The following is a 13,726-nucleotide window of genomic DNA, read 5'->3' as shown; positions in this document are numbered from 1 at the left end:
TCCCCGCACTCCCCGGGAGTGGGGGGACCTCTTCGCATCCGAACTAGCGGAGCCGCGCCATCAGCGCGTGCTCGACGAGCGTGATGAGGGCGCTCTTCGCCTCGTTGCGGTGCCGGGCGTCCGTGATGATGATCGGCGCGTCCGGACCGATCTGGAGGGCCTCGCGGACCTCCTCCGGGGTGTACGGCTGGTGCCCGTCGAAGCCGTTGAGGGCGATGACGAAGGGCAGACCGCTGTTCTCGAAGTAGTCGACCGCGGGGAAGCAGTCGGCGAGACGGCGGGTGTCGACCAGGACTACGGCGCCGATGGCGCCGCGGACCAGGTCGTCCCACATGAACCAGAAGCGGTCCTGACCCGGCGTACCGAAGAGGTAGAGGATCAGGTCCTGGTCCAGGGTGATACGACCGAAGTCCATGGCCACGGTGGTCGTGGTCTTGTCCGGCGCATGGGTCAGGTCGTCGATCCCCGCCGAGGCGGAAGTCATCACGGCTTCGGTGCGCAGCGGGTTGATCTCCGAGACCGCGCCGACGAACGTGGTCTTGCCCACGCCGAAGCCACCCGCGACCACGATCTTCGCGGAGGTGGTGGAGCGGGCTGCCTCGCCGCTAGAGGTTCCGAAGTCCACTGAGCACCCTTTCGAGCAGTGTCACGTCAGGCTGACCGCCGGCGGACGCATCGCCGCCGGGCTGATGAATGGCGACGAGTCCGGCCTCCGCCAGATCGGCGACGAGGATTCGGGCGACGCCGAGCGGAATGGAGAGGAGTGCCGAGATCTCGGCGACCGACTTGATCTCACGGCACAGATGGCAGATGCGCTGGTGTTCCGGCAACTGCCCCTGGAGCTGGGACGGCTGGGCCGTGGTGTGCACCAGCGCCTCGATGGCGAGCTGGTACCGCGGCCTGGTCCGGCCGCCGGTCATCGCATAGGGACGGACCAGCGGGTTGTGCTTGCCGCCCGAGGGGGACGACGACGCGCGCCGGTGTTGCTGGGGCGGAGGCGGTACGTGCGCGGCGCGCTGCTGCTCCGGCATGGCACGGTGGCTTGGCGAGGAGGGGAAGTCGAAGCGGTTCAACGGGGGTTGAGCCTGCTGGTCACTGCCATACGGGTAACCGCCGGGGGGCGTTGCCACGTTTCCTCCTCCAACTTGCCTGTCTGCTGCCGGTCGCGCCACCGCACCCTACGGCGCGGTGGCGCGAAACGCACTGCCTCTTGATTAGTTGAGAAGGCTTCCCTGGAGTTCGGACCGGAGTTCGGGGGTGAGTACATTGCCCGCTCGGTCCACCAGGAGGGCCATCTCGTAGCCCACGAGGCCGATGTCGCACTCCGGGTGTGCCAGCACCGCGAGCGCGGAGCCGTCGGAGACCGACATGATGAAGAGGAAGCCTCGCTCCATCTCCACCACGGTCTGGTTGACCGGGCCGCCCTCGAAGATGCGGGAGGCACCGGCGGTCAGTGAGGTCAGGCCGGAGGCGACAGCCGCCAGCTGGTCGGCGCGGTCCCGCGGAAACCCTTCGGACATCGCCAGAAGGAGTCCGTCGGCGGAGACCACGACGGTGTGGGACACCCCTGGGGTGTTGTCCACGAAACTGGTGATCAACCAGTTCAGGTTCTGCGCCGCCTGGCTCATCGGGCTCACACTAACGCTCCTGATCGTAGGTGCCGCCGGGGCCGAAGCCCTGGTCGTGTTGCTGATGCTGCTGATGCGCGGTGCCCGCCGGATACTCCGAGGAGTCCGTGCCGCGTTCGCGTCCCTGCTGGATGCCCCGGCGCAGGTTGGCCAACCTGCCGCGGACGTCCTCCGGGGCGCGGGAGACCTGCGGGCCACTCTGCGTGGTCTGTTCCGCCTTGCCCTCGACCAGATTGGCCTTGGGGACCCGGCGGGGGAGACCGGAGGGGGTCACGCCGCCGGCCTTCGGCTCCTTGAGCTGTCCGGCACGCTGCCAGCGCTCGTCGTTGGCCGACTTCCAGTCGGAGTTGTCGCCCTCCGCGGGTGGCGGTGGGACCTCCTGCCGGTACTGCTCCGGTTCTCCGACGTCCCTCGTGGCCTCCTCGCCCGTCCCGTCCTGCTGCCACCGCTTGTCGCGGCGGGGCAGACCGGACCCGGTCAGCGAGGGGGAGCCGCTCGAGGCGGGGCCCGGACGGTCGAACTCTACGCGCTCCGGCTGGGCCGTGTCAGCGGACGGCCGGGATTCCGGTTCCGCTGCGTAACCCTGTCCGTACTCATGCTGGTACGGACCTGGCTCGGTCCACTGCCCTTGGTTACCCGGGGCGTATGCGTCGCCGTAGGTCTGCTGGTCCGGTACCGCCGGATCCGCGTAGGCGGATTCCGGGTAGCCCGTCCCGTCGAACTGCCGCGGAGCCTGGGGCTCCATGGATATCGGCTCCTGCGGCTGCGCGTGCTGCGGCTGCTGGAACGCCTCGGGCCGCCCGAACGGGTCCGGCTGCTCGAAGCCCTGCTGCTGCGGCACCTCGTCGCGGAAGAGCGGACGGTTCTCGGCGGCCTGTCCCAGCGTCGCGCGGCGCTGGTCGCGCATCAGCGAACGGCCCACCGGGTCCATCCCCAGGGAGTCGTCGAAGCCGAGCTCGGCAGCGGTCGGGCCGTGGCCCACCGGCGCCTGCTGCACCTGCGGCTGCTGGTACTGCTCGGGCATCATCTGGGAGACCGTGAAGTCGTCCTCGGCCTGGTCCTCGCCACCGCCACCGTGGGTGATGAGGTCCGGCAGCATCACCAGCGAGGTGGTGCCCGCCTGCTCGCCCGAGGGGCGCAGCTGGACGCGGACGTCGTGGCGTGCCGCCAGGCGGCCGACCACGAACAGACCCATGCGCTGGGCGATCGCGACGTCCACGGTCGGCGGGTTGGCCAGCCGGTGGTTGATGTCCGCGAAGTCCTCGGCGGTCAGGCCGATGCCCTTGTCGTGGATCTCGACCATCACCCGGCCGTCGGGGAGACGGGTGGCGGTGACGCGCACCTTGGTGTGCGGGGAGGAGAACGAGGTGGCGTTCTCCAGCAGCTCCGCGAGCAGGTGCACGAGGTCGGTCACGGCCCGGCCGTGGATCTCGGCCTCGGGCAGCCCGCTGAGCTCGATGCGCTCGTACGCCTCCACCTCGGAGGTGGCGGCCCGAAGGACGTCCACCAGCGGGATGGGCTGGTCCCAGCGGCGGCCCGGCTCCTCGCCCGCGAGGATGAGGAGGTTCTCGCCGTTGCGCCGCATACGGGTGGCCAGGTGGTCCAGGCGGAAGAGGTTCTCCAGCTGGTCCGGGTCGGCCTCGTTGTTCTCCAGGTCGGTGATGAGGTCCAGCTGGCCCTCGATCAGCTTCTGGTTGCGGCGCGAGAGGTTGGTGAAGATCGCGTTGACGTTGCCCCGCAGACCGGCCTGCTCGGCGGCGAGCCGCACGGCCTCGCGGTGGACCTGGTCGAAGGCGCGGGCGACCTCGCCGATCTCGTCACGGGTGGTGATCGGGATCGGCTCGACCCGGGTGTCGACCTGACCGGGGTCGGTCCGCGAGAGCTGGTCGACCAGCGCCGGCAGGCGCTGCTCGGCCACGTCGAAGGCGGCGGTGCGGAGCCTGCGCATGCTGCGGCTCATCGAGCGGGCCATCCGGCCGGCGACGAAGAACGCGATCAGCAGGGCGAGGACCATGACCGAGGAGTTGACGATCGCGTCCTGCGTGGCCTGGGAGGCGATGCTCTCCGCCTCGTCCACGGCCTTGTCGATCTGGTGCTCCTCGACCGTGCGGTACGCGCTGAACTTCGCGGTGGAGGCCTGGAGCCACGCGTCGGGCGTGACCCCCTTGGCCTTCAGCTGGGCCGGGGTGGCGCCGGACATGATGGCGGCGGCCATCTTGTCCTGCTCCTCCACCTGGGCCTCGGTGGCCAGCGCGGCCTGGAGACGCTTGATGTCGTCCTCGGTACCGCCCTGCTCGTACTCGCCGCGGGCGATGTACTCGAGGAAGTTGTAGGAGGAGAAGGCCGTCTGGAGGGTCTTCTGGTTGGCGGCGTCACCGGGCTTGATCAGCAGATGGGCGCCGATGGAGCGCTGGAGCGACTCGGCGGCCTTCGCCAGGGAGACCGCGTAGACCATGCGGCCGTACGAGGTGACGTTGCCGGTGCCCAGGCCCAGCTCATTGGTGAAGGCCATGAGGGGACGCTGGATGGCGCCGTAGCCGTCCTCGGTCTTCGCGCCTTCCAGGGCAGGCGTGTACGCGGCCGAACGCAGTTTGGGCAGCGTCGGCTCGGCGTCCCGCACGGCCTTCAGACGGCGCTTGAGGCTCGGGGTGTCCGGCATCTTCTTCACGGCCGTGTCGAACTCGGCGCGCGCGTCGTCCGTCGTGGCCCGGGCCTTCTTGACGTTCGCGTCGTCGGTCTCGCCCGCGAGCAGCGGCTTGGCGCTGATGTCGCGCTCGTCGATCACGGCGTGGGCGTAGGTGGCCGCCGCCCGCACCAGACGCGCGGTGTTCGCCGCGTCCGCCGCCTCGCTCCAGGTGTCGACGCGGCTCTTCACATCGAGCCCGCCGAAGACCAGGGCCACGAGGACCGGGATCAGGAGGATCGCGTTCAGGCGCACCGGCACACGCCAGTTGCGGGGCGAGAATCTGCTGCCGCCGCCCGTGGGCCCGGCGGGGGAATCGGGCATGTCGGAAGGCGGCACCGCTGTGCGCGACGGCGGGGTGAAGTTACCCCGCGCGTCCCGCGTCTGCTGCGCGGCGCCCGTCTTTCTTCGCCTCACTCGACCAACAACCTCTCGGCGTCGGCACCTGATGCTGTGCCGTTCGTCTGCTGAGCCGTGACTGCTCAGTCCGGGAATTCCAGCACGTTGGACAGGTGCAATCCAAACAACGGACAGAGCCCATGAAGGCCGCGATTTGCCCGACATAAAACGGGCATTAAGGCCGAGCCACGCCAAATGGCGGGCGGGCCGTGCGCGGAGCGCAATCGGCCGGACGCGACGAGTGGTCGCGTCCGGCCGATTCTCTGTCGAAACGTTATGAACTCCGAAGTGCGCGCGTGGTCAATGCCACAACTTACGCACCGTCATAACCGGGTACCGGGACGGCGCTATTTCAGCCGTGCCATCAGCGCGTGTTCCACGAGCGTGATCAGAGTGCTCTTCGCCTCGTGCCGGTGACGCGCGTCGGTCGTGATGATCGGCGTGTCCGGGCCGATCTGGAGGGCCTCGCGGACCTCCTCGGGACCGTAGGGCTGATGTCCCTCGAAGCCGTTGAGGGCGACGACGAAGGGCAGACCGCTGTTCTCGAAGTAGTCGACCGCGGGGAAGCAGTCGGCGAGACGGCGGGTGTCCACCAGGACGACGGCGCCGATGGCACCGCGGACCAGGTCGTCCCACATGAACCAGAAACGGTCCTGACCCGGCGTACCGAACAGATACAGGATCAGGTCGTCATCGAGGGTGATTCGGCCGAAATCCATCGCCACGGTGGTCGTGGTCTTGTCCTGGACGTGACTCAGGTCGTCGATCCCCGCCGAGGCGGAGGTCATCACGGCTTCGGTGCGCAGCGGACTGATCTCCGAGACCGCTCCGACGAATGTGGTCTTGCCGACGCCGAAGCCGCCCGCCACCACGATCTTCGCGGACGTGGTGGAGCGGCCGACGCCTCCGCTAGAGCTTCCGAAGTCCACTGAGAACCCTTTCGAGCAGTGTCACATCCGGCGTACCGCCGGACTCCCCGCCGCCCGGCTGGTGGATCGCCACCATGCCGGCCTCCGCCAGGTCCGCCACCAGGATGCGGGCCACACCGAGCGGCATGTTCAGCAGCGCGGAGACCTCCGCGACCGACTTCACCTCACGGCACAGGTGGCAGATCCGCTGGTGCTCGGGCAGCAGCCCACCGAGGTGCGCCGGGTCGGCCGTGGAGCTGACCAGCGCCTCGATGGCGAGCTGGTAGCGCGGCCGGGTCCGGCCTCCCGTCATGGCGTACGGGCGGATCAGCGGCTGGTCGTCTTCTTCTTCCCCGTACGGCGCGTGGTGTGAAGCACCGTACGGGCCGGGCGAGACGGGCGGGGTCATGAATCCTCCGGACGGGACAGCAGGATGGCAATGATGCCGTCGTGTGGCGGCCGGTGGGGGGTTTTCGGCCGTACGGTCGGACGGAAATCGCGGTGTGCGGTGGTCAGTTCAACAGGCTTCCCTGGAGTTCGGACCGGAGTTCGGGGGTGAGCACATTGCCCGCTCGGTCCACCAGGAGGGCCATCTCGTAGCCCACGAGGCCGATGTCGCACTCCGGGTGTGCCAGCACCGCCAGTGCGGAGCCGTCGGAGACCGACATGATGAAGAGGAAGCCTCGCTCCATCTCCACCACGGTCTGGTTGACCGGGCCGCCCTCGAAGATGCGGGAGGCACCGGCCGTCAGCGAGGTGAGGCCGGAGGCCACCGCCGCCAGCTGGTCGGCACGGTCGCGCGGAAACCCTTCGGACATCGCCAGAAGGAGTCCATCGGCGGAGACCACCACCGTGTGGGACACCCCCGGGGTGTTGCCCACGAAGTTGGTGATCAACCAGTTCAGATTCTGCGCCGCCTGGCTCATCGGACTCAACTAACGCTCCTGCTGATAGGTGGGGCCAACATTGGTACTGCCGGTGGTCGGACCGTTGCCGGCCTGACGTCCCTGCTGGATGCCCCGGCGGAGATTGGTCAGCCGGCCACGCACGTCGTCGGGCGCGCGCGAGACCTGCGGACCGGTCGTCGAAGGGGACTGCTGCTCGGCGGTGCCCTCGACGAGGTTGGCGCGCGGCACGCGCCGCGGCAGCCCCGAAGTAGTGGTCCCGCCCGCCGCCGGCTCCCGGACCGCCTCGGCCCGGCGCCAGCGTTCGTCATTGGGGGAGCCCCAGGCGCCCTGGGAGGCTCCGTCGCCCCGGTCGGCCTGCTGCGGCCGCTCGGAGTCGGCCGGCTGGACGGGCACGCCCGCCGCCGGGGTCTCGCCGCGGAACCAGTTCGACTCCAGCTCCTCGAAGAGCGGGGACGGACCGGCGGCCGGCTGCTCGAACTGACCGGTCGTGCTGGTCAGCGGGTCCTCGGCGACCGGCTGGGCGAACCGGCCCGTGGTGCCGGACATGCCGTCACCGGCGGCCGGCAGGGCGTACTGGCCGGTCGTGCCCGACAGGTCGTCGCGAGGGGCGACGGCCCGCGGGAACTGGCCGGTGCCACCGGTCGCCAGGGCGTCCGGGGCGGGACGCCCGTACTCGCCGCTCGTGCTGCCCGGAGCCTCACCGGGGACGCCGGCGCCCGGGAGCGCGAACTGGCCCGTGCCCGACTGGGGCCGGCCCGAGGGGTCGAGCGCGGCGAACTGCGAGGTGTCGCCGGGACCGCCGCCGGGGCGCGGGGCGTTCGGGGCCGGCACGGAGAACCCGCCCGTGGCCTCGACGTCCTCGTGACCGCGCGGGGTCTCCTGGCCGGGGCGCTGCGAGCCGTCGGCGGACACCGGCCAGTCGTCGACCGGGCCCTTCTTCGGCTTGCCCTTGCGGGTCAGGCCCGACAGACCGTTCTTCGGGCCCGCCTGCGCGGCCGGACCGGCCGCCGGGGGCTGCTCGGTGCTCCAGCCCGGCGCCTGCCGCCCGGCGTCACCGGGGGCGGCGGCACCACGGGCCGGCAGCTGCGGACGCCCACCGGAGGCCGGCGGCGGCACGGCGGCGGGACCGCCGTTGCCGCGCGGCGGCAGCACGGGGCGGCCGGCGTCACCGGGGGCACCGGTGCGCGGAGAGGTGTCGAAGAGGCTGCCCGCGGCGGCACCGCCGCCGGGACCACCGGGGCCGCCGTTGCCGCGCGGCACGATCGCCGGGCGCGGGCCGCCGCCGGGCGGCGGCACCTGGCGGCGCTGCTGGCCCGCACCGGCGGCCGGGGCGCCACCGGGCACGCCCGGGGTGCCGGGGGCCGGCTGCTTGTGGCCCTGGGCGACGTCGACCGGGAGCATGACGAGCGCGGTCGTACCGCCGGAGTCGGACGGGCGGAGCTGGATGCGGATGCCGTGTCGCAGGGACAGGCGGCCGACCACGAACAGACCCATGCGCCGGGAGACGGAGACGTCCACGGTGGGCGGGGAGGCCAGCCGCTCGTTGATCGCCGCGAGGTCCTCGGGCGAGAGGCCGATGCCGGTGTCATGGATCTCGACCAGCACCCGGCCGTCGGGCAGGGCGTGACCGGTGACCTTGACCTTGGTCTGCGGGGAGGAGAACGACGTCGCGTTCTCCAGCAGCTCGGCGAGGAGGTGGACGAGGTCGTTGACGACGCGGCCGGCGACCTCGGTCGGCGGCACGCCGCTGAGCTCGATGCGCTCGTACTGCTCCACCTCGGACGCGGCGGCACGGAGGACGTCGACGAGGGGCACGGGCCGGGTCCACCGGCGGCCGGGCTCCTCACCCGCGAGGACGAGGAGGTTCTCACCGTTACGGCGCATACGGGTCGCGAGGTGGTCCAGGCGGAACAGCGAGGAGAGCTGGTCCGGGTCGGCCTCGCGGCTCTCGAGCTCGGAGATCAGGGACAGCTGACGCTGGATGAGGCCCTGGCTTCGGCGCGAGAGGTTGGTGAACATCGCGTTGACGTTGCCACGGAGCAGGGCCTGCTCGGCGGCGAGGCGGACGGCTTCCTGGTGCACGTGGTCGAAGGCCTTGGCCACCTGGCCGATCTCGTCCCGGCTGTGCACACCGACGGATTCCACGGACGTGTCGACGTCCTGCGGGTCGGTCTCGGACAGCTGCTTGACGAGCTCGGGCAGACGCTCCTGGGCGACCTTCTGGGCGGTGTCCTGGAGTCGCCGCAGCGACCGCACCATGGACCGGGCCACGACGAAGGCGCCGACGAGGGAGATGCCCAGAACGAGGACGATGAGGGCACCGTTGAGGATGGCTTCCTGGTTGGCCTCGTCGCGAAGCTCCAGGGCCTTCTGGTCCATCTGGGACAGCAGCGTCTGCTCGATCTTCGCCATCTCTTCGAGCTTGACGCTGTCCTGGTCGTACCAGTCGCGGTAACTGGTCTTCTCGCTCTTGAGCGCGTCGGCGTTGTTGCCGAAGGCGTGCTCGGCGAAGGTGTTGGCCGCGGTGACGTTGGTGTCGCCACCGTTGAGGGCCTTGAGCAGGTCCGCGGAGTCGCCGGCGCGGATGGCGGTGAAGCGGCGCAGGGCCTCTTCCTCGTTGTCCAGGGCCGACTTGCCGTAGAGGTGGTCGTTGGGCGACAGGCCCGCGCCCTTGGGGTTGGCGAGCGCGGCGCTGAGGACCGCTCGCTGGATGGAGGCGTACTCCTTGGCGGAGGAGAACGTCGCCAGCGCGCGGGTCGAGGTGATCATGTCGCTGTTGCTGGTGGCCTGGGCCATGTCCTGGGACAGCGACAGCAGCGAGGTGATCAGCGCGTTGTAGTTGTTGACCGTCTGCGAGATGGACGCGTCCTGGTACGCGGTGCCGCGAATGGCCTTGATCTTGTCGAGCTGCTTGCTGATGTCGACAAGGGTGGTCCGGACGCCGACCATCGTCGGGTCGTTCGGCTGGACCTTCGCGGTCGTGCTCTTGAACGCGTCGATGGCCCGGTCGGCCTTCAGCCGCGTCGCGACGATCTGGTCGTCCTTGGCGTTGTTGCTGACGATCGGGCCCGCCGACCGGTCGCGCTCCTCCTGGAGGGCGTCGGCGAGCTGGGTCGCCTTGCCCGTCATCTCCGTGAGGAGCTTCATGTGGTCGAGCTGGTCGACGTTGATGAGAGCGTCGTCGATACGCAGGGCGCCCAGCGTGGTCGCCGCGACGACGGGAAGGGCGAGCAGCGAGATCAGACGGGTGCTGATTCGCCAGTTGCGCAGGGCTATTCGCGAGCCCGGCCCCGTGGTGCCATCCTTCTTCGGTTGTTCGGCGGCATCGCCGCCGTTCGCCGTGTCGACCGGCGTGCCGGCGGGCGTGCCGCGGTCGGTCGCACCGCGCGGCTCCTGCTCCGCCGCAGCGCTGCCATCCCTCTTGAAACGTCCCTGCACTAGCGTCGCAACCTCTGGACCAGGCGTCCCGCCGGGTGAGCGGAGGGACGGTGTCGAGTCGTGGGGGGACCGCGGTGCCCCCCTGGCGGTCCCCGGAATTCCAGCACAGTGCCGGATCTCCCAACAAGGCCGGTGGGGCGGGTGGCATAGGCCGTGACCCAGGGTGAGGGGTGCGGTGACGGATCGTAGAAGATTGCGCCCTTTATGTCGGACTTATTGCCATGAGTCACACGGCTGACCTCGGGAGGGCCCGGCTGTCCCAGTCGCCATGATCAGGAGCGGAACGTCAGGTTCAGCATGGCAATGTCCGTTTCGTGGGGGTGAAATCGCTGTCCGCTATGCCGTATTTTTCGGTTGCTTCGTGAGCAAACTCACAAGGAGCTCATGACTTGTCCGGCCAGCGCCTGGGGATAGGCGCGCCGTAGCCTGGTCCTTTGCACAGGCGGCGAAAACGTCCAGTCAACGCCCCAGAGATCGATAACGCGAGGCCCCCAAGTGAAGACCGCACCGTCGGCGCGTCCGTCCCTGAAGACCGCCAACCCCCGTCGCACCACGCTCGCGCACCTGGCGGACGCCGAGTCGCTGCGCGTCTCCGACGGCGACCGCCGCGAGCACGTCCTGGAGCTGCCCGCCGTCACCGCCAACCCGCGCCGCACGGTCCTGATGACCGCGCCCGTGGCGGCCGTCCCCGCCGAGTGACCCCGTCCGGCGGCTGACCCCGCCCGGACCACGGCGGCGCACGGGTCGCGCACGCCCCCCGCGATAGCCTGGGGCGTCAGACTCCGGCTCATCACGACACAAAGGGGAAGAAGCTTCCCGTGCGCATCGCCAGGTTCTCCATCGACGGAAACGTCGCTTTCGGCGTCGTCGAGGGGGACGCCTCCACTGAAGGCGGCCCTGTTCTCGACATCATCAAGGGGCACCCCTTCGCGGAATTCGAGCGCTCTGGGCAGAAGATCCCGCTGAGCAAGGTGCGGCTGCTGCCGCCCGTCCTGCCCAACAAGGTCGTCGCCGTAGGCCGCAACTACGCCGAGCACGCCGCAGAGCTGGGCAACGCCGTTCCCGAGGCGCCCCTGACCTTCTTCAAGCCCTCGACGGCCGTCATCGGCCCCGGCGACGCCATCGCCTACCCCTCCTTCTCCAGCGAGGTCCACCACGAGGCCGAGCTCGCCGTCGTCATCGGCCGCATGTGCCGGGAGGTCCCGCGCGAGCGCGTCAAGGACGTCATCCTCGGCTACACCTGCGCCAACGACGTCACCGCGCGCGACGTCCAGGAGCGCGAGAAGCAGTGGGCCCGGGCCAAGGGCTTCGACACCTCCTGCCCGCTCGGCCCCTGGGTCGAGACCGAGCTGGACCCGAGCGACCTCGGGATCATGTGCACGGTCAACGGCCAGCAGCGCCAGCTGGGCCGCACGAGCGACATGATCCGCTCCATCGAGGACCTGATCGTCCACATCACCGAGGCGATGACGCTGCTCCCCGGCGACGTCATCCTCACGGGCACCCCGGCCGGAGTCGGACCGCTCAACGTCGGCGACGAGGTCGCCGTCACCATCGAAGGCATCGGCACTCTCACCAACAAGGTGATCAAGCGTGGCTAACGCGAACGTCCGCGTACGTTTCTGTCCCTCGCCGACCGGCAACCCCCACGTGGGCCTGGTCCGCACCGCCCTCTTCAACTGGGCGTTCGCCCGCCACCACGGCGGCACCCTGGTCTTCCGCATCGAGGACACCGACGCGGCGCGCGACTCGGAGGAGTCGTACCAGCAGCTGCTCGACGCCATGCGCTGGCTGGGCCTCGACTGGGACGAGGGCCCCGAGGTGGGCGGCCCCCACGCGCCCTACCGCCAGTCGCAGCGCATGGACCTCTACAAGGACGTCGCGAAGAGGCTGCTCGACGCCGGCCACGCGTACCACTGCTACTGCACCACCGAGGAGCTGGACGCCCGCCGCGAGGCCGCCCGCGCCGCCGGCAAGCCCTCCGGCTACGACGGCACCTGCCGTGAGCTGACGGCCGAGCGGAAGGAGGCGTACGAGCGCGAGGGCCGCGAGCCCATCGTCCGCTTCCGGATGCCCGACGAGCCGATCACCTTCACCGACCTGGTGCGCGGCGAGCTGACCTTCACCCCGGAGAACGTTCCGGACTACGGCATCGTCCGCGCCAACGGCGCCCCCCTCTACACGCTCGTCAACCCCATCGACGACGCGCTGATGGAGATCACCCACGTGCTGCGCGGCGAGGACCTGCTGTCCTCCACCCCGCGCCAGATCGCCCTCTACAAGGCGCTCGCCGAGATCGGCGTCGGCAACGGCACCACCCCGGCCTTCGGCCACCTGCCGTATGTGATGGGCGAGGGCAACAAGAAGCTCTCCAAGCGCGACCCGCAGGCCTCCCTCAACCTCTACCGGGAGCGCGGCTTCCTCCGCGAGGGCCTGCTCAACTACCTCTCGCTGCTCGGCTGGTCCCTCTCCGCCGACCAGGACATCTTCACGATGGACGAGATGGTCGCCGCCTTCGACATCGAGGACGTCAACGCCAACCCGGCGCGCTTCGACCTCAAGAAGTGCGAGGCGATCAACGCCGACCACATCCGCCGCCTCGACGTGAAGGCGTTCGCCGAGGCCTGCGAGCCCTGGCTGAAGGCCCCCCACGCCAACTGGGCCCCCGAGAACTTCGACCGGGCGGCCTGGGAGGCCATCGCGCCGCACGCCCAGACCCGCCTGACCGTCCTCTCGGACATCACGGCCAACGTCGACTTCCTCTTCCTGGACGAGCCCGTCGAGGACGAGGCGTCCTGGGCCAAGGCCATGAAGGAGGGCTCGGCCGCCCTGCTGCGCACGGCCCGCGAGAAGCTGGCCGAGGCGGAGTGGAACACGGACGCCCTCAAGGCCGCCGTCGTCGCGGCGGGCGAGGAGCACGGCCTGAAGCTCGGCAAGGCCCAGGCGCCCGTCCGCGTGGCCGTCACGGGCCGCACGGTGGGCCTGCCGCTCTTCGAGTCCCTTGAGATTCTGGGCCGCGAGCGCACCCTGGCCCGCGTGGACGCCGCCCTGGCCAAGCTGGCCGGCTGACGCCCGTTCGCCCTGCCGTGAGGGGCCCGGCAGCCTTCGACGAAGGCCGCCGGGCCCCTCACGTACGGGGTACGTACGGCCGCACGGGCACCAGGCGGCTTATCGATTTTGGACCCCAGTCCACCTTCGGGTAATGTTCTTCCTGCGCCGCCCGAGAGGGCCGAGAGGCCGGAGCGGACGGCGCAAGCCGAACAAGACCCCTCCCGGGGGGTGGAGTTACGGTGGGGTATGGTGTAATTGGCAGCACGAGGGTTTCTGGTTCCCTTAGTCTAGGTTCGAGTCCTGGTACCCCAGCAAGGAATTCTGAATTCTGAGAATTCTTCTTCGAAATTCTCTCGAAAAACCACTGATAAGGTGGGGCGGCGAGTGAATAAGCAGAAGCGCAGTGCGAGCCCCCGTTGTGTAGCGGCCTAGCACGCCGCCCTCTCAAGGCGGTAGCGCCGGTTCGAATCCGGTCGGGGGTACTGATTCCTGGAAGGGTAATCCCGGACAGGAGTCGCTAGGGCCCCCGTTGTGTAGCGGCCTAGCACGCCGCCCTCTCAAGGCGGTAGCGCCGGTTCGAATCCGGTCGGGGGTACTGATTCCTGGAAGGGGAAACCCGGACAGGAGTCGCTAGGGCCCCCGTTGTGTAGCGGCCTAGCACGCCGCCCTCTCAAGGCGGTAGCGCCGGTTCGAATCCGGTCGGGGGTACTG

At 69.9% G+C, this 13,726-nt stretch carries 11 protein-coding genes and 4 tRNA genes; 7 read left to right on the top strand and 8 right to left on the bottom strand.

Features of this window, described 5'->3' with window-relative positions; translation table 11 throughout:
- Positions 1 to 43: 43 nt before the first annotated feature.
- The 8 genes from AB0E98_RS07620 to AB0E98_RS07585 all read right to left on the bottom strand — a co-directional run bounded on the left by AB0E98_RS07620 (position 44) and on the right by AB0E98_RS07585 (position 9,964).
- A complete protein-coding gene (locus AB0E98_RS07620) occupies positions 44 to 625 on the bottom strand; it encodes an ATP/GTP-binding protein (RefSeq protein ID WP_311615495.1) in 582 nt (193 codons plus the stop codon).
- Entirely contained in the window at positions 606 to 1,130 is a 525-nt protein-coding gene (locus tag AB0E98_RS07615) for a DUF742 domain-containing protein (RefSeq protein ID WP_311615496.1), read from the bottom strand. The genes AB0E98_RS07620 and AB0E98_RS07615 overlap by 20 nt, the downstream gene beginning before the upstream one ends.
- Positions 1,131 to 1,214: 84 nt before the next feature.
- Entirely contained in the window at positions 1,215 to 1,628 is a 414-nt protein-coding gene (locus AB0E98_RS07610) for a roadblock/LC7 domain-containing protein (protein ID WP_126918236.1), read from the bottom strand.
- Between the two features lie 10 nt (positions 1,629 to 1,638).
- Positions 1,639 to 4,635 carry a nitrate- and nitrite sensing domain-containing protein gene (locus AB0E98_RS07605; RefSeq protein WP_361699629.1) on the bottom strand — a complete coding sequence of 999 codons (2,997 nt, stop codon included), beginning with the start codon at positions 4,633 to 4,635 and terminating at the stop codon, positions 1,639 to 1,641.
- Between the two features lie 422 nt (positions 4,636 to 5,057).
- Positions 5,058 to 5,639: an ATP/GTP-binding protein gene (locus tag AB0E98_RS07600; RefSeq protein ID WP_311615498.1), complete on the bottom strand. Its 582-nt coding sequence runs from the start codon at positions 5,637 to 5,639 to the stop codon at positions 5,058 to 5,060.
- On the bottom strand, positions 5,620 to 6,027 hold the full coding sequence (locus tag AB0E98_RS07595) for a DUF742 domain-containing protein (RefSeq protein ID WP_126916258.1): 408 nt from the start codon (positions 6,025 to 6,027) through the stop codon (positions 5,620 to 5,622). The genes AB0E98_RS07600 and AB0E98_RS07595 overlap by 20 nt, the downstream gene beginning before the upstream one ends.
- A 103-nt stretch (positions 6,028 to 6,130) precedes the next feature.
- Entirely contained in the window at positions 6,131 to 6,544 is a 414-nt protein-coding gene (locus AB0E98_RS07590; protein ID WP_126918237.1) for a roadblock/LC7 domain-containing protein, read from the bottom strand.
- A 9-nt stretch (positions 6,545 to 6,553) separates the two neighbouring features.
- The gene (locus tag AB0E98_RS07585) at positions 6,554 to 9,964 is read right to left on the bottom strand and encodes a nitrate- and nitrite sensing domain-containing protein (protein WP_361699626.1); all 3,411 of its coding nucleotides are present in this window, start codon (positions 9,962 to 9,964) and stop codon (positions 6,554 to 6,556) included.
- A 495-nt stretch (positions 9,965 to 10,459) separates the two neighbouring features.
- Between AB0E98_RS07585 and AB0E98_RS07580 the strand changes: the two genes are divergently transcribed.
- The 7 genes from AB0E98_RS07580 to AB0E98_RS07550 all read left to right on the top strand — a co-directional run bounded on the left by AB0E98_RS07580 (position 10,460) and on the right by AB0E98_RS07550 (position 13,723).
- Positions 10,460 to 10,663 (top strand): hypothetical protein, encoded by a 204-nt coding sequence (locus AB0E98_RS07580; RefSeq protein ID WP_361699624.1) that lies wholly within the window; start codon positions 10,460 to 10,462, stop codon positions 10,661 to 10,663.
- A gap of 119 nt (positions 10,664 to 10,782) precedes the next feature.
- A complete protein-coding gene (locus AB0E98_RS07575) occupies positions 10,783 to 11,565 on the top strand; it encodes a fumarylacetoacetate hydrolase family protein (RefSeq protein ID WP_361699622.1) in 783 nt (260 codons plus the stop codon).
- Positions 11,558 to 13,033: a glutamate--tRNA ligase gene (gene gltX, locus AB0E98_RS07570; protein ID WP_361699620.1), complete on the top strand. Its 1,476-nt coding sequence runs from the start codon at positions 11,558 to 11,560 to the stop codon at positions 13,031 to 13,033. The genes AB0E98_RS07575 and gltX overlap by 8 nt, the downstream gene beginning before the upstream one ends.
- 222 nt (positions 13,034 to 13,255) lie before the next feature.
- Positions 13,256 to 13,327: transfer RNA gene (locus tag AB0E98_RS07565), tRNA-Gln, on the top strand.
- Positions 13,328 to 13,424: 97 nt separating this feature from the next.
- Positions 13,425 to 13,497, top strand: a tRNA-Glu gene (locus AB0E98_RS07560).
- Positions 13,498 to 13,537: 40 nt separating this feature from the next.
- Positions 13,538 to 13,610 (top strand) — tRNA-Glu (locus AB0E98_RS07555).
- A gap of 40 nt (positions 13,611 to 13,650) precedes the next feature.
- Positions 13,651 to 13,723 (top strand) — tRNA-Glu (locus AB0E98_RS07550).
- Positions 13,724 to 13,726 lie beyond the last annotated feature (3 nt).

It is taken from the genome of Streptomyces sp. NPDC037389 (assembly GCF_040636475.1).
In the GTDB taxonomy this organism is placed as follows: Bacteria; Actinomycetota; Actinomycetes; order Streptomycetales; family Streptomycetaceae; genus Streptomyces; species Streptomyces hesseae.
Note: the sequence above shows the minus strand (reverse complement) of the source record. Positions and strands in the feature narration are given on the sequence as shown.